This window comes from Shewanella sp. GutCb (assembly GCF_002836135.1).
Classification (GTDB): domain Bacteria; phylum Pseudomonadota; class Gammaproteobacteria; order Enterobacterales; family Shewanellaceae; genus Shewanella.
In genome coordinates, this window is the sequence record NZ_PJBL01000017.1 from 116981 (window position 1) to 143390 (window position 26410).

General features: G+C 44.8%; 21 protein-coding genes. All 21 read right to left on the bottom strand.

Going from position 1 to position 26410, the window contains the following annotated elements; all coding sequences use genetic code 11:
• Nucleotides 1-52: 52 nt before the first annotated feature.
• The 21 genes from CXF86_RS10050 to mshL all read right to left on the bottom strand — a co-directional run bounded on the left by CXF86_RS10050 (nucleotide 53) and on the right by mshL (nucleotide 26407).
• A complete protein-coding gene (locus CXF86_RS10050) occupies nucleotides 53-886 on the bottom strand; it encodes a carbon-nitrogen hydrolase family protein (RefSeq protein ID WP_101089841.1) in 834 nt (277 codons plus the stop codon).
• The gene (locus CXF86_RS10055) at nucleotides 810-5051 is read right to left on the bottom strand and encodes a YhdP family protein (protein ID WP_257985323.1); all 4242 of its coding nucleotides are present in this window, start codon (nucleotides 5049-5051) and stop codon (nucleotides 810-812) included. Before CXF86_RS10055 ends, CXF86_RS10050 begins: the two co-directional genes overlap by 77 nt.
• Nucleotides 5051-6517, bottom strand: coding sequence for a ribonuclease G (rng, locus tag CXF86_RS10060; RefSeq protein ID WP_374702335.1), 1467 nt, complete (start codon nucleotides 6515-6517; stop codon nucleotides 5051-5053). Before rng ends, CXF86_RS10055 begins: the two co-directional genes overlap by 1 nt.
• A 133-nt stretch (nucleotides 6518-6650) precedes the next feature.
• Nucleotides 6651-7247 carry a Maf family protein gene (locus CXF86_RS10065; RefSeq protein ID WP_101089838.1) on the bottom strand — a complete coding sequence of 199 codons (597 nt, stop codon included), beginning with the start codon at nucleotides 7245-7247 and terminating at the stop codon, nucleotides 6651-6653.
• Nucleotides 7248-7334: 87 nt separating this feature from the next.
• Nucleotides 7335-7823 carry a rod shape-determining protein MreD gene (gene mreD / locus CXF86_RS10070; protein WP_101089837.1) on the bottom strand — a complete coding sequence of 163 codons (489 nt, stop codon included), beginning with the start codon at nucleotides 7821-7823 and terminating at the stop codon, nucleotides 7335-7337.
• The gene (mreC, locus tag CXF86_RS10075) at nucleotides 7820-8707 is read right to left on the bottom strand and encodes a rod shape-determining protein MreC (RefSeq protein ID WP_101089836.1); all 888 of its coding nucleotides are present in this window, start codon (nucleotides 8705-8707) and stop codon (nucleotides 7820-7822) included. Before mreC ends, mreD begins: the two co-directional genes overlap by 4 nt.
• Nucleotides 8708-8746: 39 nt before the next feature.
• Entirely contained in the window at nucleotides 8747-9796 is a 1050-nt protein-coding gene (locus CXF86_RS10080) for a rod shape-determining protein (protein ID WP_101089835.1), read from the bottom strand.
• A 173-nt stretch (nucleotides 9797-9969) separates the two neighbouring features.
• The gene (locus tag CXF86_RS10085) at nucleotides 9970-14574 is read right to left on the bottom strand and encodes a DUF6701 domain-containing protein (protein WP_102038885.1); all 4605 of its coding nucleotides are present in this window, start codon (nucleotides 14572-14574) and stop codon (nucleotides 9970-9972) included.
• Entirely contained in the window at nucleotides 14567-15085 is a 519-nt protein-coding gene (locus tag CXF86_RS10090; protein ID WP_102038886.1) for an MSHA biogenesis protein MshP, read from the bottom strand. Before CXF86_RS10090 ends, CXF86_RS10085 begins: the two co-directional genes overlap by 8 nt.
• Complete coding sequence (locus CXF86_RS10095; protein WP_102038887.1) at nucleotides 15075-15953, bottom strand: PilW family protein; 879 nt, start codon at nucleotides 15951-15953, stop codon at nucleotides 15075-15077. The genes CXF86_RS10090 and CXF86_RS10095 overlap by 11 nt, the downstream gene beginning before the upstream one ends.
• The gene (locus CXF86_RS10100) at nucleotides 15953-16567 is read right to left on the bottom strand and encodes a type IV pilus modification PilV family protein (RefSeq protein ID WP_102038888.1); all 615 of its coding nucleotides are present in this window, start codon (nucleotides 16565-16567) and stop codon (nucleotides 15953-15955) included. The genes CXF86_RS10095 and CXF86_RS10100 overlap by 1 nt, the downstream gene beginning before the upstream one ends.
• The gene (locus CXF86_RS10105) at nucleotides 16557-17024 is read right to left on the bottom strand and encodes a pilus assembly FimT family protein (protein ID WP_101089830.1); all 468 of its coding nucleotides are present in this window, start codon (nucleotides 17022-17024) and stop codon (nucleotides 16557-16559) included. Before CXF86_RS10105 ends, CXF86_RS10100 begins: the two co-directional genes overlap by 11 nt.
• Nucleotides 17025-17322: 298 nt before the next feature.
• Complete coding sequence (locus CXF86_RS10110; RefSeq protein ID WP_102038889.1) at nucleotides 17323-17844, bottom strand: type II secretion system protein; 522 nt, start codon at nucleotides 17842-17844, stop codon at nucleotides 17323-17325.
• Between the two features lie 11 nt (nucleotides 17845-17855).
• Nucleotides 17856-18380 (bottom strand): type II secretion system protein, encoded by a 525-nt coding sequence (locus CXF86_RS10115; RefSeq protein ID WP_102038923.1) that lies wholly within the window; start codon nucleotides 18378-18380, stop codon nucleotides 17856-17858.
• 74 nt (nucleotides 18381-18454) lie between these two features.
• Nucleotides 18455-19078, bottom strand: a complete 624-nt coding sequence (locus tag CXF86_RS10120) for a prepilin-type N-terminal cleavage/methylation domain-containing protein (protein ID WP_180961046.1) — start codon at nucleotides 19076-19078, stop codon at nucleotides 18455-18457.
• A 70-nt stretch (nucleotides 19079-19148) separates the two neighbouring features.
• Entirely contained in the window at nucleotides 19149-19640 is a 492-nt protein-coding gene (locus tag CXF86_RS10125; RefSeq protein WP_257985324.1) for a hypothetical protein, read from the bottom strand.
• 21 nt (nucleotides 19641-19661) lie between these two features.
• Nucleotides 19662-20882, bottom strand: coding sequence for a type II secretion system F family protein (locus CXF86_RS10130; protein WP_102038890.1), 1221 nt, complete (start codon nucleotides 20880-20882; stop codon nucleotides 19662-19664).
• Nucleotides 20882-22618: a GspE/PulE family protein gene (locus CXF86_RS10135; protein WP_101089827.1), complete on the bottom strand. Its 1737-nt coding sequence runs from the start codon at nucleotides 22616-22618 to the stop codon at nucleotides 20882-20884. The genes CXF86_RS10130 and CXF86_RS10135 overlap by 1 nt, the downstream gene beginning before the upstream one ends.
• Nucleotides 22615-23823, bottom strand: coding sequence for a tetratricopeptide repeat protein (locus CXF86_RS10140; protein ID WP_102038891.1), 1209 nt, complete (start codon nucleotides 23821-23823; stop codon nucleotides 22615-22617). The genes CXF86_RS10135 and CXF86_RS10140 overlap by 4 nt, the downstream gene beginning before the upstream one ends.
• Complete coding sequence (locus tag CXF86_RS10145) at nucleotides 23820-24728, bottom strand: ExeA family protein (protein ID WP_102038892.1); 909 nt, start codon at nucleotides 24726-24728, stop codon at nucleotides 23820-23822. The genes CXF86_RS10140 and CXF86_RS10145 overlap by 4 nt, the downstream gene beginning before the upstream one ends.
• Before the next feature lie 2 nt (nucleotides 24729-24730).
• Nucleotides 24731-26407 (bottom strand): pilus (MSHA type) biogenesis protein MshL, encoded by a 1677-nt coding sequence (gene mshL / locus CXF86_RS10150; protein WP_101089824.1) that lies wholly within the window; start codon nucleotides 26405-26407, stop codon nucleotides 24731-24733.
• Between the last annotated feature and the right edge of the window lie 3 nt (nucleotides 26408-26410).

Here is a 26410-nt window from a genome sequence, read left to right on the forward strand (position 1 = left end):
ATAATGCCAACATAGCGCTAGGTTAACCTAGATTGCCACGACTCGCTTAGCATTACTGCTTAAGTGTTGGCGACTGAAAGCGGTTATGCGTTATTATTGGCATCTTTGCCCGCACGGCATGTAAGTCTCGCATGTTCAGCTGAGCGCTAACCCAACCGGTACCCGTTGGCTTTTGGGCTAAAATATCTCCCCAAGGGCCGATAATCATACTTTGGCCCCATGTCTCACGACCGCCGTTATTGTGAATGCCCCATTGTGCTGCCGCTAACACGAAGCATTGGGTTTCAATAGCTCGAGCTTGCAGCAGAACTTGCCAATGAGCCTCACCGGTAACCTTAGTAAAGGCCGCTGGCAGTGCAATAATTTCAGCCCCTGCTTCACGCAGCGCCCTGAATAAATCGGCAAAACGAATATCGTAGCAAATAGCCAAACCAAGCTTACCAAAGGGCGTATCAACCACGGTAATATGTTTGCCGGGGCAGAATGCATCACTCTCTCGATATTGCTTGGTGCCATCCGACACTTCTACATCGAATAGATGCAGCTTATCGTAATAGCCCAATACGCTTGCATCAGTGTCAAACACATAACAACGATTATAGATGCGACCGTCTTCTGCCAATATAGGAATACTACCGGCCACTAACACTACGCTATATTTATCTGCTAGCGCAGCTAAGTCTTGTTTAAGTTGACTGTGTATTTCGTCTGTTGCGTAGTCGAGTTGTTGGCTCTCTTGTCCACCAAATAACAAGCAACACTCAGGCAATACTACTAGCTGTTGATTATCATCCAGCCGAGGTAATTGCTTAAGCTGCGACTCGATAAATGCGAGATTCTCGATTACGCTGCGGCTGCTCTGACATTGCAGTAGGCTTACTTGCATCTGACTCTCCCGGTATCAATTTCAAAGCAGGCATTGTTTGGCCACTCTCTTTCAAATTGGATTGCTCAATTGTCTTATCAGACTGACTCGTTTCGCTAGCGCCGTTAGCTTCCATTTTAAGCCCTACTTTCGCTGACGCTATATCTGAAATGGGTTCTAATACCTGCCCCTGTGCTGGGACAATTTTAGACGTTGAGTTTGATGAAGGGATTGATACAGCATCCTCAGGCTGCTTCTCTGAAGCGCTGTCTTGTCCACTCCCCTCAGCAGGTTCAACGGCCTTTTTAGGCAGCACCGATTCTGGGATCTCAATCTCTTTACTCTTACGCTCTAACTCTTCAAGTTTAGGCTCAGACATGGTGCCTGTCAGCCTAAAACGGATCTCGGATATCACTTCAATAACAGGTTCAAGTACTTTCGTCAGTGCAAAAGCGCCCAAGCCTAATGTCCAACCGCCGGTACTGAGCAATATCACCGTCGGCACACTTGATGCTAATTGCGGCACAAAGCGAATATCATAATTCAAACTTTCAGTGGTTAAATCGGTATAACCACGCACTCGCATATTACCTGCGACAGCCTTCATCTCTGTATCTGTGGTCTTAACAACCCCGTTATCAAGCATCAAGGTGCCGCCAAACGAATCAAAATACAGACCTTTACCAAATACATCGGAGAAGTCCAATGACAATTTACGCAGCAGTGAATCAAGGCTAAATAACGAGAATATCCGCGCCCCTTTGTCACTCACCTCTGACAAATGCCCTTTGCCTAAATCAAACCTCACTTCACCATCAAGAGTGTCGAGCGAAAATGCGTATGGCGCTCCGATCCAGGAAATTTCACCGACCACCGATGTTGGTGCGTCTTTAAGACCTGGATCTATGCCCAATTTAGCCGACAGGAAGTCAAACTTAGTTGAATCTAGAGTCAAATTAAACGAGGTCAGGCTCTGGCCATCTTCTATCGACCAAGTGCCTTTTCCTTTAAGCTGCACCTCTGGCGAACTTAAGGATAGGGTTTGGATCTGATAAGTATCATCTTTAGGGCTGGCTTGTAAAACGAGGTGCCCCATCGATTTATCAAACAATCTAAAGTCATCCACATCGACCGCTAATGGCGGTAAGTTAGCCAAAACAGTATCGGACTTGAAATGCGCGGTTTCATCAGTCTTCGCCTTTGGCGACATATACAACTTGCTCGCCACCACTTTAAGCCCCTGCTTAACCCAATCAGGATAAAAGTCGATTCGACCATCGAATTGCTCAGAAGTGGCATCGAATCGCCATGAATATTCAGTAGGCCCCGCATTGAAATGAAGGTCATTCAATGGTTGCCCCATCAAATCTAGATCATTAAAGTTAGCTTCAATTGACACTAAAGGCGGGAAAAAACGATCAGTAGCCATAAGAGACCCACTCTCTACTCCCGTATCGACATCTAACTCTAGCGTCTTTTCTGATTTAGCGGTAAAGCTCTGAATGATGGGTAACCAAGGTGAAAATTCGGTTTTATCGAGATCTATCTGTAGGTGCCCTTTTGTTTTACGTAACTGGTCGCCGGGTTTAAATAAGCGACCGAGTAATAGATCAAAGTGAGCGAGCCCATTACCGGACTCGAGATCAAAACCACCCCAAAACTCTAACTGCTTATCTAGCTTAATCCCCAGAGAGGACTCCTTGTTATCGCCAATAAGCTCTGCCGTAAATTCTGCCGTTTTGGTCGACGCCTTAGTAAATGGGGCTGGCAGAGCCAGTTCAGTCCCAAGAAGATCGCTATCAACCCGTGCTTGAATACGGTAACCAGAGGGGTCGAATATCAGCATCAATCCGCCAGTCCAATCAAGTTCACCGCTATAATAATCACTTAACGGGTTATTGAGTTCATTGGGTAAGTTATCTAGCAGCCAATGCCCCGTCAAGTCGACATTCACCGCATAGTTTTTGTTAATCCGCCCCGTATCAAAGCTAAATGTTAATGGCTGACTGTACATCAGCGCATTAATGTCACTGCCCGTCACTACATCATTAATAAACTGAATTTGACCGCTGACATTATCTAGCTGAATACCCGGTTCACTGATATAAACTGGCGTATTATCAAAATTAACCGTGCCCTGAATGATTTCATCCACTCCATCAAACAGCGGAATGCTCAGATCTATCTGCCCAGTAATATCACCTGATATTTGTACGACATCAAGCGTTGAGCCCACGGAGTCAGCCAAGGGAGAAGCCTGGATCACCGCATTAGCCGCTTCGGCTTTGGTCGCCAAGTCAGCTTTAATGATGAGCATGCTTTCATGGTTCATGAGGGGAATGCCAATATAGGCGCCATCCGCTGAAACATCCATCAACTGACCTTTATTCACCCACAAATCCATAGCCGCATTCTCAAACAGTGCTGATAGGTTTAAATTGGATACTGCAGGCCAAGTGTCTTGAAATTTAAAATTAGCATCTGCTAAGGTGAATCCCGCTTGAAAAACACCCGCACTTTGTGAATAGGGATAATCTTCAAAAGCCCCTTGCCACACGATGACGGCATCATCTGTTTTTCCTGCTTTTAATGCGCCGGTTAAATAGTCCACCAGGCCAGCACTCATTCCCTTAAGCGGGAAGTAACGATGTGCATTTGCCACGTTATTAATATTAAGATTGGCTAACAATGCCATATGAGTCTCGCCAGAAAACTCAAGTCGAGTGGCGGCATCAACTGAAATATCGGCATTGCTAAAATGCAGTTTAGGTAATGATAGCGCTGAAGTCGCGAAATCGAACTGTCCTGTCAATGCATCGCCCTTAAGATCGAGTGGCGCTTCAAAGCCACCATCAAAATCGACCACATATTGCTGTGCAGGTAACGTAAACTGTAATTCTTTATCGGTAACGATGACCTTAGCATCAATAGCCGAAAGCCCAGGGATAGCACCGTGCGTTTGCCAGCTAATTTGCTGCGCGTTAGCGCTAAGTTGCGGCTGGTTTTTGTCGGTATCCCACTGTAACTGGGTATTGGTGATTTCTCCTTGAGGGCTTAACGCCTGCCAAGTCTGTAAGGTGTCGAGCTCAATACCGGGGAGCAGCGGCAGTAGCGGTAATACCGTGGCTAAATCCAAAGTATTTAAATAAGCGTCGATGCTAGCCCCATGTTGCTTGGCACTCAATACAGGGGATGGCCATTGCTCGCCATTGGTTGCAAAAGACAGATCGTGACTGCTTAGAGACCAACCATTGGTATCTGGATGCCAACGCATTGCACCCGCTTGAATTGAAAACTTCTGCGCTTCTCCGTTTAAAAACCACTCTAGCCAGCTAGGTTTAAACGCAACTGTGGCATCATTAATCTCACGATTAGCAAAGCTTATCCACGCCTCTAAATTAACCACGCCTTCGAGCTGCAGCTTTTTATTTGCATCAAATGGATTAGGTTGGCGCGATGCCCACTCGCCGATATCGAGTGACGCTGCCGCAAGATAAAACTGTCCTATTAATGACTCAGGTTTGTGGCCGTCGCCTTTGATATCAACACTTAATGCCAGCAGCTCTATATCTGAAGCTTCTTCATCTAAAAACAACTTACCTTGACCACGGTGACGCTTTTCCGTATTACGCCAATGCATATCTTTAATGAAAATAGGGCGGTATTGGTGTTTTTGGCTTAATAGCTGAATACGGGCATTGGTAATTGAAAATCGCTCTAATTGCTCTAACATCAGCTGATAGAGCCAATCAGTGTTCATCTTTGTACTTGATGAGTTTGAAGTCGAAGTCGATGCCAATCGGTCGAGATCGAGCGCGACGTTTACCCCATCAAAAATAACATCTTCAATTTGCGGTGTTGCGGTCAACAAGGTTTGCCAAAAATCAAATTTCACATGCACTTGTTCAAACAGCAGGGTAACAGGCAGCTTTTCTTGGGAAGGGAGCACAAAGTTCTTAACGGTGAGCGCAGGGCCAAATGCTTGCCATTCGGCTTGTAATTGACCCACCTGCACTTCGACTTGATACTTATTATGAATATAGTCAACTAGCTCTAATCTGACTTGATCAAGCTGGGGTAACAGCCCTCGAAACAAGCTTACGAATAGTGCAAAAAGCACCATCACAATAGCCAGAGACTGCAGGCACACTCTAAGAAAATTAAATTTACGAGTCTTAGATGACACTACATTATCACCACATCAAATTTATTCTGAGCGTACATAGGTTCATTCTGTAAACGAACACGCTTAGCAATATACACTTCTAGCTCGGCCAGAAGGTGGCTTTCGTCACTTTTAAGACTGTGGTAAACCGCTGGCGCGCAATAGACTAAAAATTCATCGGCATCATAGCCTTTGTTCAAACGAATGATCTCTCTAAACATTTCGTATGACACCGTTTCTACGGTCTTTAAACTTCCGGTACCGAGACAAGATGGACATTCGCCACACAAAACATGCTCTAAACTTTCGCGAGTACGCTTACGTGTCATTTCGACTAAGCCAAGACCAGAAAAACCACTGAAATTGGTTTTTACTCTATCAACGGCTAATGCTCCCTGAAGACCCGAAAGCACACGTTTTTGATGTTCGGCTTCTAACATATCAATAAAGTCGATAATGATAATGCCACCTAGGTTGCGTAGCCTTAATTGCCGCGCTATCGCCTGAGTCGCTTCAAGGTTGGTGTTAAAGATGGTTTCTTCAAGGTTACGATGGCCGACAAAAGCACCGGTATTGATATCAACCGTGGTCATGGCCTCGGTTTGATCAATAATCAAATAGCCGCCCGACTTAAGTTCCACCTTGCGCCCTAATGCACGTTGCACTTCATTTTCGACATCATAAAGGTCAAAAATAGGCACTGGACCGTTGTAATGCTCTAGCTTATTGGCAATTTCGGGCATGAACTCTTGCGCAAATTGCTGTAACTCGTCATAGGTTTGCTTGGAATCAACTTGAATTTGGTCAAGCTCTGTACCGACAAAGTCACGTACGATTCTAACCGGCAGCGCTAAATCTTGATAAAGTAAAGATACGCCTTTGCGCTTGCGTCGTAAGCTGACCTTAGCCCATACACGGCGTAAAAAAGCAGCGTCTTGCACCAGTTCATCTTCACCGGCACTCTCAGCGGCGGTGCGAATAATAAACCCGCCATCATCATCGACAAAAGGCTCAGTAATTTTTTTAAGTCTGGCACGGACCTCTTCAGTTTCAATCCGTTGCGATACGCCGACATGGCTCGAACCCGGCATAAAAACAAGGTAACGAGAAGGCAGCGTAATATCAGTAGTTAAGCGTGCGCCTTTGGTGCCGAGCGGATCTTTAACCACCTGCACCATGATATCTTGCCCTTGCCTCACCAGTTCAGCAATGTCACGTACAACAAAGTTGCCCTTCTCTACATCAGCAACACACTCGGTGTGTGGCACAATATCAGAGGCGTGTAAAAAGGCGGCCTTATCTAAGCCAATATCGACAAAGGCTGCCTGCATACCGGGTAACACTCGGCTGACTTTTCCTTTATAGATATTGCCCACTAAACCACGCTTCATGCGTCGCTCTATGTGTACTTCTTGCAATACACCATGTTCTACCAATGCCACTCTAGCTTCGGTTGGTGTCACATTGATTAGCAGTTCAGAACCTATTTTTCGCTTTACTCTGCCTGGCACGATTCGACCTGTATTCACAACTCACCCCACTTAGGGAAATAGCTAATTTAAAAAGGATTTGGCGTTAGTGACCGATGTTACAACCTAGAATTGGATTTTTATTATCGGGTTATAAAATATTCATCTCACACAACAACGCACGGGTTTCTACCAAAGGTAACCCGACTACTGCGGAATAACTTCCCTCAATAGCTTCTACAAAACTGCCGCCTAAACCTTGGATCCCATAAGCTCCGGCTTTATCCATGGGCTCTCCAGTCGCAATATAAGCCAAAATATCAGACTGTGTCATTGCACAAAACTGTACTCCAGTGGTCACCAACTTAGTCAGGGTTTTATCCCCATCGGTGACCGCGACAGCCGTCATCACTTGATGTGCCTTTCCTGCAAGGCGGGTTAATATTGCCTTTGCATCTGCTTCGTCTGTCGGCTTACCTAAAATAGTATCGCCTAATACCACAATCGTATCCGAGCCCAGTACAACGGCCTTGCCTTCTGCAGCGTATAAATTCAGTCCCGCTATCGCCTTCTCTTTCGCTAAGCGCACCACAAAGGTTGCAGCAGACTCACCAGCATGATGGCTCTCATCAATATCAGTCGCCAATATATCGAAGTCAAATGAGCCATCTTCAGCTGAGCTTAAAAAGCTTAATTGAGCTAATAATTCTTTGCGTCTTGGCGACGCGGAAGCGAGTACTAACTTCATTCTACAATACCTATTCAGAGGTGCTAATCAAGGGAGACCGAGCTAACATGGAAATACATCATAAACTTAAGTCACGACGGCAATGGGCTAGCGGACTTTATATAAACGCCTGACACGACGCAGGATCCAAAATATCCAGGGCCACATGATCAAACTTGAAAATGCGGGATAAAACAGCGTGATATCAAAGTTCGCAGTATCCGTCACAAACTGCACCCAAAAGACAATTAAGTTATAGAGCGCGACCTGTGTTGCCACCAGCAATGCTTGTTGCCACATAGGGAAGTTACGTAGACGTTGAAAATGTAATACCACCACATAAACCACCACCGACATGGCAAAAGCTCTAATACCTAAGGTCGCCCCCAGCAATATATCCAGCATCACACCCAGCACCCATGCCGTTAATATGTTGTACCTGTGTGGCAGCGCCATTGCCCAGTAGATAATCACCAGTAGCAACCAATCGGGCCGCCATGCTTCGACTAATTCAGGCAGGGGCATAATTTGAAATAGCATCGCGACCAGCAAACTTAACCAAACAACCCAACGGCCATTGGCGACATGTAAACTCATTGCGCGGCCTCCTTATTGGCTTTTAACGCTTCTTCGACACCTTCTGGTGCAACCAGTTCCGCGTCATCGGCTTCAATATCAGGCCAAATTAATAGCAAGTAACGTATTCTGTCTAAGGCTGCCAACGGCTGTGCAATCACAGTGGCATAGTTTTTACCGTCATCTTTCTCGACAGTCATCACTCGTGCAACGGGGTAACCTTCGGGAAAACGTTTTCCCAATCCAGAAGAGACTAACAAATCGCCGGCGCGTACATCGGTACTTTTAGCCACATGACGCAGCTCTAGCTCATCTATAGAGCCCGTGCCGATAGCCATCATTCTGACATCGTTGCGCGTAATTCTAACGGGGATCCCATGCGAGACATCAGACAGCAGTAATACTCGGCTTGTTAGCTCACTGACCTGCACAACCTGCCCGACCACACCTTGTGCGTCGACAACGGGTTGGCCAACATAAACACTGTTACGTGAGCCGCGGTTAAGCACCACATATTGATGAAAGGGATCGCTGGCAACTTCCATCACTTCGGCAACGACTTTTTTAGCGTCCATATAAACAGGAGAGCCTAACAAGCCACGTAAACGATCGTTTTCTTGGCGCAGATGCTCAAAGCGTTGTAAGCGTTCACTCATTAACAACTGATAGCGTAATAACTCTTTATTTTGCTTAGCCAACATATTACGTGTGGCCAAATTTTCTGCGGATTCGTCAAGTAATACCCCTGGGATATTAGCGACATATTGCAGTGGACTTAAGAGGGAGGACAGCGAGTTGCGCACAGGCTCAAGCCGGTCATTTGCAACAAGCAAAATCACTGACATGATGACGGCTAGGGTCAATCTGAATTGGTTTGATATACCACGAACAAAAATTGGCTTCATAAAAAAATAGGGCGGTAATCACCGCCCTTTTTAACCGTCTTAATTTTCTTCGGAGAATAGGTCGCCGCCGTGCATATCGATCATCTCGAGCGCTTTACCACCGCCACGAGCCACACAGGTCAGTGGATCATCGGCAATCATCACGGGAATGCCCGTTTCTTGCATTAAGAGACGATCCAAATCACGGATAAGGGCACCACCACCCGTCAACACCATACCGCGCTCTGAAATATCAGAGGCCAATTCTGGTGGAGACTGTTCAAGTGCGACCATAACAGCACTGACAATGCCAGATAATGGCTCTTGCAGTGCTTCTAAAATTTCATTGCTGTTGAGTGTAAAGCTGCGGGGAACACCTTCTGCAAGGTTACGACCACGTACTTCGATCTCTAACACTTCATCGCCAGGATAAGCAGTACCAATAGTATGCTTAATACGCTCAGCGGTCGCTTCGCCAATGAGGCTGCCGTAGTTACGACGCACATAATTGATGATAGCATCATCAAATTTGTCGCCACCGATACGAACAGATGAAGAATAAACCACACCGTTAAGCGAGATAATGGCAACTTCAGTTGTACCACCACCGATATCAACAACCATAGACCCTGTCGCTTCCGATACTGGAAGACCAGCACCGATTGCCGCAGCCATTGGCTCTTCAATCAAATAAACTTCGCGTGCACCTGCGCCCATGGCTGATTCGCGGATAGCGCGACGCTCAACTTGGGTAGCACCAACGGGTACGCAAACCAAAACACGAGGGCTTGGGCGGAATACACTGTTGTTATGCACTTGCTTGATAAAATGCTGTAGCATTTTTTCGGTCACATAAAAGTCGGCGATAACGCCATCTTTCATTGGACGAATTGCTTGAATGTTTCCAGGAGTACGTCCGAGCATCTGCTTTGCTTCAGTACCGACGGCCGCAACCGACTTCTGACCTGAGCCAGACCGTTCTCCACGGATGGCAACCACTGAAGGTTCGTTCAAAACGATACCTTCGTCACGGACGTAAATTAGCGTGTTAGCTGTACCCAAATCAATCGAAAGATCATTAGAAAAAATGCCGCGTAGCTTCTTGAACATGTAACCAGCCTGTCTCAGTGGAATCGAAGAAAAAAGAAATCAGGTAACTTTATCATGCTTCTTGAATTCCACAAGGCCACAGACGTTAACAATTGCTAATGAAGTAAAGTTTTTTGCAATATCTGCCTTAAAGAGCGAGTCAATATTTTGCCTTGTTCACGGCTTAATGACGCTTAGTTAACTTCTCGCCAATATATGATGCGATCGTGGCCTCTATAGGTGCCAAAGTAAGCGCTAGCTCTTGGATCAGACAAAGCTCCATCATTATCCCAGTTCCAATACCATGTCAGCCAATCAGGCACCCCGAGTGGCGCTGTCACCTGACCACGGTAACGACTAGGGGTCGCGATCAAAGATCGCCACTGGAGTTCGAATCGTCCTTGCGCAAAGCGGGTGCCAATTCCATTGGTACGAGTCACCTGCTGAGTACCTTTCAGTGCAGGCGTATATTCCACTCCCGTAACTGGAAGCTCAGGCTCGGTAACAGTAGTACACATATCTAAGTTATTGACCGCCCATCTAGCGCTATCCCAATACTCTGCCGTCACAGGCATCCTTAAGATATCAACCTCTGGGCCATAGGTATTTTCTAGCACAACACGTCCATGACGATAATGTTGGGTTGTAATTTGTTTAGCGTTACAGCTGTCTAAGGTCGAACAGTTGTCAGTGGTTCCCGCATTCATATCTGGTGATGCTATCAGTACACCATCACTATCACTCATTAATAAGCCTATCGCCATTGAGGCATAAGGACCATCTAGATTACTGTTAATCAAACGAGTAAATTGAATATCACTATTTACAGCCTGCACCCCTTGATCATCTTTATCCCAGCTCAAGCCTGTTAATCCGCTAAATCGAGATTGATAATTAACGCCTGCATTATTATTCTCGCCAACTAAAAGGGCCGTGCCTGACGCAAAATCATCATAATAATTTTGTGTCGTAGCTCCACTTAGGTTTCTTGCTCTAATTTTCATCATTAGCTGCACAGGTTCGTCCATGTAGTTAAATGCTTTGGATCCAGTACCACATGCCGCTATCATGCTTTGTTCATAGACTTCAAAATCATTGGGGTAGAAGCGTCCTATAAAATCGCTCGTCCCCGACTCAATAGGCCTATCGTCTCCAAAATATAACGAAGGAGGATTGGCCGTGATGGTAAATACACCAACCTCAGAAACGGCACGAGTGAGAGTATTTATGCCATTTGATGAACTGGTATGGTTGTAGTCAGCAATAACAGCAGCATCTACACCATCAGAAGGAGCTTTGAGGTTTAAGCTTAGTTCAATGTTATTATGAGCATAATTTGGCGTAGATAAGTTATTGCATAAATCAGTATCATTATCACTTTCCCAAGCCATGGCCTGCACATCAAATGAAAAGCTCTCTCCTGCCTTTTTATAACGCGGGCAACTTGCATCTCCTGCTGTACAAGTTGTCTCAGGTACTACGCATAGACCTTTCGGGTAACGCACAAAAGTATCCGCTCCATTCATCACTAATCCAGCGTCATCACCAGACCCTGTATAACGGGCATTTAATGTCATCTGTCCGGCATCAGCATAGTTTACATCTATGATTGCTTGCCCTTGAGCATTAAACGTTAAATTTAACGGTACAGCAGTTGTTGAGCTTAAACCTGCATCAATCTCTGTTGTATCTGACTTAACCTTGACCTTTTTAGTTCCAGAATTTGGGTCGGTATAATGACTCCAGAAAGTGACCGACTTAGTTTCGTTTGCGAACCCAGCAATACACTGTTTGGTCACATCATCCTTCTTTACTGCATTAACTAAAATATTCAGCGAAGGCTTATTGGAAAATTCATCTGGAATGCCATTATTTGGTGATGTATTTAGATCTCCAAATACAAAACCGCTATCAGCATAAGTTAATGTACAATTTTGTGTAGAGGGTGTGGAGGTACCTATACGACAAAGAGTTTGGCTAAATGGTTTTGCGCCAGGGTTCGATCCCGTGACTCCCAGAGTTACATTACCCTTCGTGGTTTTGCTTAGCTGGATCTGGGCGATTCCACCACTGAAAGTCACTTGATTACCCGACACACCACTACCACTCCAGCCTCCGCCATCAGCAATAGTCGCAGGGCTAAGTGACGCAGTAACTTGATCAGGTATTAATTGACTGCAACTTGCATCGGCACACGCTTTAATCGTCACGTTCTCAGGGCTACAGGTCAGCGCGCTACCAGAATGAGTAAACTCAAAATGATCGATAACCACGCCAACAGGACTAGACTCTAATGCACAAATTTCAATATTATCAATTTCATGAATATTGTTAGACCCACCGGTAGACCCCGTTAATGAAAGAATGAAATCTTGAGGGATCACAGCTTGATCAGTTTCACTCGCAGCATCAAAAGCCGGAACGATAGAGACAAACCCACTACCGGTTTTTCGTTGAACTTCGACCACAGATTTTCCTGAAACTCTGGAATCAACAGTAATACGATATCTATGTGTCGGGCTGCCATTATTGCCATCTACCTTTGGACTTAAACAGCTTCCATTGATGTTAGACGTGCCATTATTACACGCGCCCTTTAAATATCGATAACCCGAGGTACCTGAGCCGGAGCCACGAACAGCAACACTTTGACGTCTCTGGCCAACATTATGGCTTCCTCCCTCCCCTGAGAAATTACCAAACTCATCGATACCTACACCTAACCAACCACCAGCAAAACCATTTATGCCAGGTTTAAACCCGTAACCTAATGGTCCACCAAACGCTCCAGGCTGTGGGGTCATGCTTGCATCAGACAATACAACTGCAATGCCATCGGCACCGCTACCACCATAAGCGTAATGATCAAACTCGATTGTCACTAAGTTATCTGCCGCCTGAAACAACCTCTGATACGTCGTCGACGTGGATTGATTACTCACTTTTTGTGTCTGTCTTAAACGGCCAGCCACAATAGAAGGGGTAAAATTACCACTGCTGCGCGCAACTACCCAGTCATCGGTTAAATTGCCCTGAGAAAAGTCATCATTAAAACAAGTTAATATCTTCTCTTTTTTCTCTAACGCAACAAAGCTATATTTCTCATAAGTATGGTTTCTATCGGTGTCCTTATAAGTATCCTCGTCAGTCACCATACTCACTCTATTATTGGTCAGTTTACAGCGCCTTAGCCAACCACCATCAGGACCTCTTCTGGAATTTTTACCTGCCACTAAAGTCGGTACATTGCTGAAGCCAGTTAATACACTCTCGCGGCCACATTGAGCTGATAAATTTCCCGATAGTGTTTGATAATCATGACCAAATTGATAGGTAATTTCATCACCATCTAAATTAAAAGTACCTGTACCTGACTCAGTAGCCAGATAGCCGACCCTCTCATTTTGTAGTGTATTAATATTCCCAGGTTGACACCTAGTCCCCGACCGAACCTCAGAGGCTTCCATAGATATCCGAGCTCCTGAATTGTCAAACTCAGATGTCGTCGTCAGCCAGCAATTATTTATAGAAGTTTGTTTTTGATGCAACACAACATCGAGAGCAGAATCAAGAGGTATGTCGGTATAAGGGTTACTATTAACACCAAAGGCCATATTTTGATTAACGACTTGCGCCACTAATTTAGTACCATCAGACAAGGTATGCTCACCGGGGGTGACTGCTATCCAATGCACTTCAGACATCGGTAAGGATTCTTTATAACGATTATCTCTGCTTTCTGGTTCCGTTTTACTCCAGCTGAATCCGGTATTAGTAATATTTGCTGGAAACACTGATGCCGGACCATCATTACTATCTGGATTGTTAGTTGAGATAGTAGGCATCAAGAAAATAATCGGCGTTACGCCATCTTCGAATGGAGCCTCGAATGTAACAGTCCCCGAAGTCGCTTTACCAAATTGGAAGTTCAGTGGTTGTGGTGGGCTAGTATCACAGTTTGGAACCACATCAATTTCTTCACTTTGATCAGTAAACGTAACACTAGAACCACCTACTAAATAAATTTCCTTATTTGCTGCAATTCCTCCCTTCACATCACCAACAACTTTAAGATTATTTTCAGCAACAATATACGCATTAACGTCCACATTACCGACATCGACATTCTTATAACCATAGATAAGTAATTCATTGGGATCATCCGGAACCATTTTATTAATAATATTAAAATCTTCCCCAATAAAAAAACTAACGGTACCATCAGTTGGGTAGATAATATTGACCTGATTATTAATCACTAGTTCGCCAACCCAGTACTGACCAGAAGATAGCACAAGATTACCGCTAGATGCCTTCAAACTTTTTAGCTTATAGACACCGTCAGTCGTCGTAAAATTAACCCAACGATCCGGCCCACCATCAAGTGTTACATCACCATACTCTCCAGCTTCAATATCAATGGCTTTCTTGTCCCATTCTGTAGCTCTATCATCACTACTACTAGATTCGCATTGTCCAAAATCAATTATTTCATCAGGAATTTCAGCAAGCGTATTGTTCGATTTTTTACACTTCATGCTGTTATTCATCACCCCACTAGGAAAACAAGATTTCCCATTATCGGTAACTGACTTAGAGGGCAATTGACCATTTTGCGGGCTGTAAAATAAGTTTGCTGAAGATTCAAATACTATTGTTCCATTTTCATCCGTAGAGTTAATCCCTTCAATAAACGTTGCTCCCCAATCAGCAGCTTTAACATGCGGGGATGCAAAAATAACGCCTAGTATAAGCACACTAACGCCAAATAACGGCGAAAAAACAGTTCGTCTAATCACGTGCTTCTACCTCCACGGTGCGGTTGACGCGGATGCAACTGGCATCGCTATTGGTGCCGGAATCGCATTGTCCGGTACTGCAGGTGGCTGTGCTGGTAATCAAATATTGAGTCATATTAATCGGCAGAGTGGTAGTGGAAATAGCATTACAACTAATGACTACTGAGCAGCCATGAAAACCTACGAGCTTAGTTGTGGTATTAGGAATAGTTTCCGCTTCTATGTTCCAAGTAGTATTTGCGTTACAAGCACCAACGCCCACTTGATCAACAGGAAACAGTTCGGCTAACGCGCGATCGGCGCCGCTGTTAGCCGCCGCAAATGCCCGAGTGCCCCAGACCTCAAGACTGATCTGCTGATCTGCATCGTTCAGTACATTAATTAAGGTCGCTGCAAGCAAAAACATCACAGTGATGATGAAGACACCAATAATAAGTGCACTACCACCCTGTTTAGAGTGACCGATAGTATCTTGGCTGCTAATGATAAAACGGCTGTATTTATGGGACATTTATCACCTGCACTTGATGATGATACTGTAAAGATTGCCCCTGAAAATCAAACAAGGGGTTGAGATGCACCATAGCATTATTCTGTAATGTACCTGGGGTATAAGCCATCGGGTTATTTAAAGCCGTGGTATTAACCACATTTTCCGCCATCAACACGCCAGTATCCATATTTGCTGGGCCTGGCTGCGTGGCTGGGTTATTAAAGTCATAACCAGAGTAACGCTTAAGTACGCTCAATTCATTGGTCACTTTTTCAAAGCAGTAACTTACTGCATCACTAACACCAAAGTAACGTTGTCGAGGCGACATACCATTAAATTGAATATTTCTTTCAAATTCAATTTTACTCGCGTTAGTCGTAGCGCTATTGGTTACCTCTTTTATCTCGAACAACTTTCCAGAGGTACTGGTCACCGATGTATAAACATCAGCGGGCTTTAATGGATAAATAAGCAAAAACTGCTTTTTAGTTAATGGCGCTGTGCTACTCGCTTGCATTACCGTTGCAGTATTTGACGCAGGAAAAGGCGCTATTGGTGCTGTGATGTAGGATGCACTAGATGTAATCGGCATCATCTCAATACATTGCCAATCGTCGTTACTATTGCGAACTCGGATACTGTTAGGGGCTGCATTACGGATATCACGCGTCATTCGCTCTATCGCAAAACGACTTTGACTCATTACCTGCTCTACTGAGGTTGAATCAATAAATATACGGGTGCCAAAAATGAGAAAACTGCTGACTCCCAGCACCAGAATTCCAAGAATGATAATGACAGTTACCAATTCAACTAAGGTGAATCCTTGGCGCTTAGCATTCGAAATCCCTTTATGCCTCAGTGAGAATATTAACGGCCGCTGCATTAATAGTTCCTCCTAATCGCATTGTAAGTGATCACTTCACCGCTCGGAGTAGTGACGTTTACCGTGACCAATTTACTGTTTAAGCTAGCTGCGTCGTTGTATTCGACCTTAACCGTTAATGCATAATTGATATATCGGCTAGCATAGGTATCGCTGCTATTAAGCATATTGCTGTTAATGTTCAGCCCCATATAATCATCAACATCGTTATAGTTGTTACGGCTTTCAGTGACACCTGTAGCTACTTCATCCGGTCCAAGTTTATCTTTCGCAGTACAAGCCACTCCAGCCGGTAAACCTAGCAACGGTTTAGCAACTGCGTCGCAAGCAGGGACACCACCGTTGGAGTTAGTATTTTGATCGTAGCGCTTGCCCCAGATCTCATTTAATATCGAATGCGCCAACTCTGCCGAGCGCACTCTATGCAAATTATCCGCAGCTCTTTCGGCTTGTGGAAATAACATGGTACTCATCATCACAAAGGCAATACTGATCACCACCATACCCACAACTAACTCAATGAGCGTGAAGCCCTTATTTATTTGCAAACCATTGCGATTTACTAAACTAGAGTTTTGTCGCAAGCGTTTCTCAAACAATGAGTTAACCCGCATGAATATAGCCCTCCGATTCAATAGCAATCCATTGGGTCTCGTCGGCTTTAACCGTAATGCATTGACCAGAGCAGCGACTGCCGTCAACGATCGGTACACCTTGGCTATTAAATTCAACCTTAAAGCTGGTTTTTACGCCAAGTAACAATGCAGCGCCGCCTTGAAAGGCTTGCGCAACATCAGTCCGCACTGGCGTGCCGCTACAAGCACCAGAGTATCGGGATACTTGATATTGGGTGGGTGTCACCGATAAGCGATAGCAACGATCTTGATTATTCATCGCCATAATCTGCACTTTACGCAGCTCAGCAATAAACTCTTCACGCAGTGTAAAGGCACTGTAACTTGAAGTCGTAAACAGACGTGGAATGACCACCACCGAAAGAATGGCAATAAGAATAATGGTAGTCACGAGCTCAACTAACGTAAAGCCTCTGCGTCGGTACGCTGTATGCATTATCAATCCCGATTGATGCTGTGGTGTCATGAAAAATGTATTGGCGGTTAAAGCCCGAATCTAGATTTGCTTTAGCTTTTCCGGCTTTTCCGGCTTTTCCGGCTTTTCCGGCTTTTCCGGCTTTTCCGGCTTTTCCGGCTTTTCCGGCTTTTCCGGCTTTTCACCATCTTAGCCTGACCTGCTACCTATAGCCCAGATTTTCTAACAGTTTAATAATTATGGCAAATAAATCATCTTTTATAACGGCATTAGTTACAAAAAAGGCCTGCTAAGCAGGCCTTTTAAACTAAACATAGCGTTAGCAGTCTGACGCCGTTGGTAGTGCAAGAAAACTCGGAGCAACAGTAGTGCTTGTTGCCTCAGTATATGTCAGCTTACAAGCTGCTGGTGCATCACGCTGCCAAATCTCAACCTTCTTAGGAGTACCGGTTATTTCTTTAATAATCCAGTCTGCAGTACCTGCTGAAGATGTTGGCTTACCATCAGCGCCAGCATCAAAAGTTACATCTAATGCTTTTTCTAGTTCAGCTTTAGTAGCCTGCATATATCCATACTGCGTCACTGCTGTAACACCAGTATTAATAGTTACTGCTGGTGGAGTAGTTGCATTAAAGGCTTTCTGTTCTTCACCTGCAATAGCAGCTTTTGAATAAACAAGAGAGTTTGAACCTTGAACTGCAGCTTTCATACCTTTCAATGACGAAGCTCGAGCGTCACCTTGCAAATTAATAAATTTAGGCGCTGCGGTCACCGCTAAGATACCCAAGATAATAATAACGACCACTAATTCAATTAGCGTAAAACCATTTTGTTTTTGCATTTTATTTCTCATTAACAGTCAGTAACGACTACAGTGTATTCAGGTAGAACAATAGGAGCTGTATCAGACGCTTGAGTTGACGTTGTATAATCTAAGCGACATTCATCCTCAGCCTTCTTTCCTTTAGGTACAATACTAAAAGCTGTTTCACTGGTATATAAAAGGCCCCAATCATCTGTCACTGTAATCTTGTTTGTAGCTAGTGTCTGAAAATCCATTTCCATTGCTTTTTCAAGGTTAGTAATAACAACAGCGGTACTCGTTGCGCTATCAAGATAACCATAGTCTGTCGTAACAGAAACTCCGGTTGCAACCAATACACTCTGACCTTTAGCTTTCTCTAATCCTTTCAAAGCAGCTTTTGAATAAACCAGAGCATTAGCACTTTGAAGCGCGCCTTTAACACCATTTACAGTTGATGCTCTTGCATCTGTCTGTAAGTTGATAAACTTAGGCGCTGCTGTCACAGCCAAAATACCTAGAATAATAATAACGACCACTAATTCAATTAGGGTAAAACCACTTTGCTTTTGCATATTCATATCAATTCCTCAAAATACGAGTTACAGCTGATGATTGACTCTAATTTTAATCCATCATCAGCTACAAATTATTTAGTTATAAAGCTTTGAACCTGACCGTTACCAGGGTTGTAAGTTACACCTTTGGTCTTAGCCCCTGTTACGCGTGTTGGTGCTGGAGTTGCTATACCACTATTTTGATTTAATGTTAAAGATTCAACTAAATAATAAACACATAAATCAATGCCACCAACCGATTTTCCATCTAAGTTAATAGCAGTTCCAGAACCGTTACCACCCTTGCCACTTTCTACCCTAACAACATACCTTTGGCTTTTAGCATCTTCGTTAAATAAAACATTACGTGGAGCATTTTGCAGCACGTTATCAAAAACCTCTTGACACGTAAGATCAGTCATAGCTGCTGCATCAACATTTGTACTTCCAGTCGGGAAACCAAAACTATCATCTAGAGAAATTGTCGCCCCATCGAGTACTACATTCGGGTTATTACGTCCATCAACTTCCCACTGTGAACGTACAAAGCTCACTGCTGTAGCCAAACCACCAGAAACGCCATCAACACTGGCGTCTTCGGCATCTTCGGTAACGTTAAGGAAACGTGGTATCGCTGTTGCTGCCAGCAAACCCAAAATCACGATAACAATCACTAATTCTATAAGGGAAAAACCCTTTTGATACTGTCTAATCATTTTAATCCCCATTATTTTATAAGCTTATTCTATCAGTTTGTTAAAAATAGAAAACAGGTAATTTCACTGCTTACCTGTCCCCTGTCAAAAAAATGACCCGCCCAGAGGTTGTTTGGTAGCTAATACTGCCCCCGGAAATGCCAATATATCGGCACACACCCGTATTTGAATTGAACTTAGTGACAATTTGTTGCGTGTAACTCTCCCCCAACAACTCCTCAATTAAATCACGACAGCCAGCAACACTTGTCTCGTCGGGTAATGGCCAGCCCCCAACAGCCATAGAAACATAACTTATTGATTCAATCTCACCGTCTAAATGACTGCGCCAGTCCAGCTTAAGCTGCTCAGGCCTACCTTTGATTAACCATTGGGAGCGAATAACCCCCAATATATTAAGCAACCGATTATGCTCGGTTTTAATACTCTGTTGACCCACCTGTTTGATGCTATCAAAATGACTAAAAGCTAAATAAGACAACACTAACAATAGTATAACTAACGCAAATATCTTCCTAAAAAGCGTTAACAGTTCAATATCAGACTTTTGTTGACTAAGCACTTGCGGCACTCTGTTGAGACATCAGTTATTGCCTTTAACGACATTCAACATGTCCCACATTGGTAGATAAATACCCAGCGCGAGCACCAATACGATACAAGCAACAAAACCGATTAATATCGGTTCTAATTTTGCCGTTAGGTTTTTAAGGTCGTAATCCACTTCACCTTCATAGAAGTCTGCGGCATCGTTAAGTAGCTGATCGATTTGGCCTGTCTCTTCACCAACAGCGACCATCTGTAGCACTAACGGGGTGAATAATTGACTATTATTGTGCACTCTAAGCATAGAGTCACCAGATTCGATACCACGGCGCATGCCGACAATGCTGTCGTGCATATAGGCATTATCAACAGCATCGGCCACTAGGCTTAAAGCTTGTGTCATTGGTACACCCGCACTCAGCATCATCGAAAAACTGCGGCAATAGCGAGACAGTGTTGAACGCTCAATAATACTGCCCACCGCGGGAATGTTGAGTTTCCAACGATCCCATTGTCGTTCGCCTTTTTCGCTATTATGCCAGTAGCGAATACCGATAAAGGATGCAATTAAGAACACGATCATCGCTGGCCAATAATTGACAAACAGGCTCGATGTATTGATCAGCAGCTTAGTTGCCCAAGGCAGATCTGCACCAAAACGAGAGAACATTTCAGCAAACTTTGGAATAACCATAATATTGAGAATGACCATCGCTATCGAGATAGCAATAAGTACAAATATAGGGTAGCGCATGGCTGCTTTAATTCGTCGCCGCGTCTCTTGTTCACGCTCTATGTATCCTGATAGCTGAATAAACGCATCTTCTAACTTACCGGTATTTTCACCCACGTGGATCATCGATACAAAGAGTGCATCAAATACATCAGGGTGTTGGTTCATCGCCGATGAAAGGGGTCTGCCTGAAGTGAGCTGCTCTGAGATATTATTCAGTGCATCTTTCATCCGTTGTGAATGCGTGGTCTCGGAAAGGCCCGCTATCGCTCTTAACATTGGAATGCCTGAACGGGTTAACGAATACATCTGACGGGTAAAAATTTGCAGTTCATCCAGCGCCACTTTGCCTTTGAAAAGCGATTTAAGAGTAAACTCTTTCACCTCTTTTGCAGGCGATAGCTCAAGCGGAATAACACCACGAGACATCAGCTGGTCGGCCGCGGCACTTTCTGAGCTAGCGTCTAGTTGCCCAGTCACTTGCTCTCCTAGCGCACTGCGTCCGCGATACTGATATGTCGGCATTATGAACCCTCACTCACATTGAGCGTATCATCACTGACATCTTCAACCAGCTTGGCGACCTCTTCAATAGTCGTCATGCCTTGTGCTAAATACTCTAAAGCTGACTCGGCTAACGGGGTAAAGTTAGGACTGTTATAGGCCGCATTCGTAAACTCCTGCGGATTACCTGAACGCATAGCTTCGACCATTGGCTCGTCTAACTCTAGGATTTCAAACACACCGATACGGCCGCGATAACCGCTACCGTTACAGCTTTGACAGCCGGTTCCAACTCTAAAGGTCGCCTTTGAGATGTCAATTTTACTGACGGTTGTTAGCCATACTTTATCTTGTGCGGTTAACGTATAAGGAATAGCACAGTTTTGACACACTCGACGTACCAGACGCTGCGCAATAATCACTCTTAAGGCACTTGCGACTAAGTAAGCCGCCGCGCCCATGTCTAACAGTCTTAACGCACTGGTGACAGCATCGTTAGTGTGTAACGTTGACAGTACAAAGTGACCAGTAAGAGCACCACGTAGACCAATCTCTACGGTCTCCTGATCTCGCATCTCACCGACCATGATGATATCGGGATCTTGGCGCAAGGTTGTTCTTAATACATTAGAAAAGTCGAGGCCAATCTTGTGATTCACTTGCACCTGGTTAATACGCGGTAGTTGGTACTCGACAGGATCTTCTACGGTGATAATTTTTCTGTCAGCGGTATTAAGCTCACTGAGTACGCCATACAAGGTAGTGGTTTTACCGCTACCCGTTGGCCCTGTGACCAAAAGCATGCCATGAGGACGCTTAATCTGCCGGCGAATACGCGCCAGCATTTCAGGTGGCATACCCGTTTCATTTAATGTCAGCAAACCTGCCGATTGATCGAGAAGACGCATTACTACGGACTCACCATGGTAAATAGGCATAGTAGACATACGCACGTCTATCTTATGGCCCTTGATCTCCATGTGAAAACGACCATCTTGTGGCAGACGCTTTTCAGAAATATCGAGTCCAGCCATCAGTTTCAATCGCAGCACTAGGGCTGCCGCTATATTGACTTCAGGCAGTATATTTTCATGCAGTTGTCCATCAATACGTTGACGGATCCTTAATGCATTCTCACCCGGTTCAATATGGATATCTGATGCGCGCATCTGCACTGCATCTTCAAATATTGACTGTAATAACTTAACAACGGTGGTTTCATTATCACTGTCGCCGTCCGTTAGGCTGGCGAGATCGAACAGATCGTCAGCGGAATACTCTTCTTCGAGCTTACCCGCTATTTGCGCGATTTCGTCCGTACGACGATAAAGGTTATCGAAAGCATCAAGCAGTTGCCTTTCGGTCACCACCGCAATGGAAATACGCTTGGGGACAAGTAAGCCCTCAAGTGTATCCATGGCTTGTAGATCGGCAGGGTCGCTCATCGCCACCAACACCGAATCCCCATTATCTTCCACCACTAAGGCGCGATAACGACGCGCTTGCACTTCTGGTAGTAGTCCAACAACTGCAGCAGCAATTGAACGTTTACTGATATCTAAAAAAGGAATATTGAGCTGATGAGATAAAAACTGTAGCAGCTGCTCTTCAGTGATCGATGAAAGATCAATTAATGTACGCCCGAGTTTTTTCCCGCTGGTACGCTGTTCACTAAGCGCTTGGCCGAGTTGTTCGTCGGTAATAATGTGCTCTTGAACGAGAAGATCACCTAAACGCATTTTTAACTTAGGCTTCACTGGAATGCTCCTAACTGCACCAATCGATTATCAACATAGGCTTGCGCTTGAGAAGAGAGATTCCCTTGGGCCAAAGCTTGGTTGTAGGCATTTTTAGCCTCTGTATAGTTTTTTTGAGCATCAAGTGCGTAACCCAATCCCATCCACCATCGCCCTTGGCTAGGCTCATTTTTGGCAAGTTGCCTAAAGCTCTGCTCTGCAACGGGGAAGTTTTGTTCTTTCTGGGCTAAATCACTTTGCTGATGCCATTTTTTTACCGCTAATGCGCTAGTATCAGGGATCAGATTCAAACTGTTCAAGGCTTGCTTATTTTGCCCCGCGGCCTGCAGTACACGGGCTAACAGCAGTGAATATTCATATTCGTCTGGAAATAATAGTTGCCCTTGCTTTAATAGCTGAGCCGATTCCGACAACTTGTTTTGCCCATAATAAAGTGCCGCGGCTTGCCTCCTCGCTTGATGTAAAGCGGGGTTATAAGACAAAGCAGCTTTGTAGTAAGTGAGCGCATCGCTATGTAGCCCCTGCTGCTGGGCGTCATTCGCTAATATCATCTGCTTTTGTGCCAACTGCTCGGAGGTCAACTTGACCTCCTTTATCGCCATATTACTGCTGGTATAAGAAGTTCGAGTCGCTCGCTTAGTGGGCTCAATACTCATAGAACTTGCTTGCTGTCTCAGCGGTTGACTGGTTGGACTCGCACTGGCAGCTGTCATTTGAGCTTCAGGATTACTTATGGCTGTATTTTCATCAGTAACCTCTGCTATCGCTTTCGCCGTGTTAACCGCTGGCTGCACTAATTCAGGCTTTGCAGTTGGTTGAATGCTGCTAACATTGACGGTGCGAGTAGCAGGACCAGGTGTTAAAGTCTCTTTATCGGTTAAAGGTTCTTGAGTATCAACTGCCAGGCTTTGCGTTGTTGCTGACACCATGTTGTCGCTATCGGATAGCGCGCCAGCAATATGATCGGACGTTAATTCGCTTTGCTCAGCAGCCACCACATTACCAATTGCGCTAGGGTTACTCGGCTCAATAACAAAAAAGACAATGAAACCGCCGATAAGTAACGACAGTAAGCTGGTAACAACTAAGGGGAGCTTAGATTGACGTTGAGGTAACAGCGCATTTTGTGGTTTTGCCATGATCTCAATACCGTGAGGCTGTTGTCGTTTGTCTAAATCTTTGAGCATTTTATTGATTACGCTCATACAACACCTCCCTTAAACCAATATAAAACCGCAAATACCATGCTGATTAATACCCCCGCAGCCAATGTCCTGCGTAACCATAAATGTCGGCTAAGGGACGCATCTTCTGTGTCTGCGATAGCAGCCTCAACATGTTGCTTCGAAATTTTGCTCGCCCCTTCGCCAAAACAAACTAACAGTGCCTTATGAGACAAAATATTAATCAAACGCGGGATCCCCCGCGCCGCTTTGGCTAGACGCTTAGCATCCACGTCGGTAAATAACTCGTCACCTATACTGCCAGCCACTTTTAAGCGATGCTGAATATATGCGGCAGACTCATCTAATGTGAGGGCTCGAAGGCAATAACTGAAGGTGATTCTTTGCCTCAACTGCCTAAATTTACTCATGGCAAGACGCTCATCGAGCTCTGGTTGGGCAAACAACACCACTTGCAATAATTTGCGGCTCTCTGTTTCTAGGTTAGTGAATAACCGTAACGCCTCTAAACTATCGTCAGGTAAAGCTTGTGCTTCATCCAAGACTAAAATAATCGAATGACCATGTGCGCTTAACGCCATTAACTGTTGCTGAATTAACCCCGTCAGCTGTTGTTGATCAATCTGGCTAGAGTGTTTAAGGCCCAGTTCCATCGCCACCGCCCACCGAAGTTCGGCAGGCGTAAGATACGGATTAGGTAAATAAGCACAATGAAAACGCTCTGGCAGCTCATTCATTAGTTTTCTACAAATCAAGGTTTTTCCAGTACCGACTTCGCCGGTAACCTTGATAAAACCTTCACCTGTTTGTAACGCAGTTTGTAGCACTTGCATGGCTTCTACGTGCGGTGCTAAGCCAAAAAAGAACTCCGTATTCGGTGTCAGTGAAAATGGCGTTTCAGTTAACCGAAAATGCTGCAGATACAAACCTACTCCCCCTCTGGATACCAACGGTCGAGTAGCGCTTGAGAGCGTTTAAGTTCACTCTCCCAAGTGTCAGCACCCACAACGATAGGCTTCAGTAAGATAACCAATTCTGTTTTTACGGTAGAGTTAGCACGGTTAGTAAATGCCTCACCGATAAAGGGAATATCTCCCAGTAATGGCACCTTAGAAACGATCTCTATGTTTTCACTTTTCATCAAGCCACCAATAACAACCACGTCGCCACTTGCTGCTCGGATAACAGTGTCTGACTCGCGGATTTCACTTTGCGCCAAAGGCAGTTCCAAAGTGCTATCGGAGATCTTAATCGTTTTAGTCTGCTCTTTAATCTTAATCACCGATGGGTGGATATGTAATAACACATTGCCTTCGGCATCAATTTGCGGAGTAACATCAAGTGCAATACCGGAGAAAAATGGCGTCAGTTCAACTTCGGGACTGGTCACTGGCGTGGTGCCAGCAATCGTCGTTGAAGAAACATCGGTGACAAAATATTCGTCGGTACCCACTTTAATCACGGCTTTTTGGTTATTCGACGCCGTCACGCGCGGGCTCGATAGCACGTCAACATCACCCTGCGTATCAAGTAAGCTAATCATGGTGCTAAAGTCAGACCCTTTAAGCTTAATAGAGGTCACCCCGCCTAACGCACTGGTGATCTTGTCACTTAAGCCTGTTGACGGGCTAGTGCCAAAGGAGATATCGGTGCTACCAGCATGCCCTAATACGCTTTCCCAATGGATCCCTTGCTGATAGCCATCAGATAATGTCACCTCAAGTATTTTCGCTTCGATGATGACTTGACGTTGCAAGTGGCTTTCTGCCGTTTTAATAAAATTACGCACCTGTCTAATTTCATTAGGGTAGGCACGGACAGTGACGAGTCCAGCTTGTGGTGTAACCACCACTTGGCGCCCACCACCACTTTCACCCACAATGGAGACTAATGTTTCTTTTAACTCGCCCCAAAAATCAGACTTGGTTTTTGAACGGATAAAAGTGCCGTTGGTTTGCTCGCTGCTACTGTTGCTACTGTTTGAATTAGAATCACTATTGGAGCTGTTATTCGAATTACTATTACCGCTATCGCTACTATTACCGCCACTGGAGCTGTTGTTATCATCTGATATACGCCCAGAATTAACCGAGGTTAACGATAAGCCTTCGCGCTGCATGTAGAGGTAATTGAGTGAAAAGGTTTCGGTACGCATACCGGCAGGATAAATACGTAAAATGCGCCCTTCTCGACTCACTTCATAGCCATAAATATCTTCAACAACCTGCAGCGTTTCCTGAAGGGTAACCCCTTTTAATGAAAGCGAAATGTGTCCAGAGACATCTGGATGTACTGCAACACTTAATGACGTCCCCTGCACTAAACTAGGGAAAAATACTTTAGCGTCAACTTCATGAGCAGAAACATCAAAACGACGCTCAGCTCTTTTGGCTGGGGTAAAACCAGCAAGTAAACTGTCTGACGCTAGTTCTCTTTGCACTTCCTCTGGCAATATTGCAGGAGGCGGCGCTAAAGTGGCCGTTTCAGCGATCGCGATAGAATCCGCTAACGCTTGCTTAGACGCTACTGGGTTTGGCCTATCAACCGTTTGGCAGGCCACCAGTAACAATGTCAGCAAAGGGGTTATATATAGTGTTGAGCGCATCTG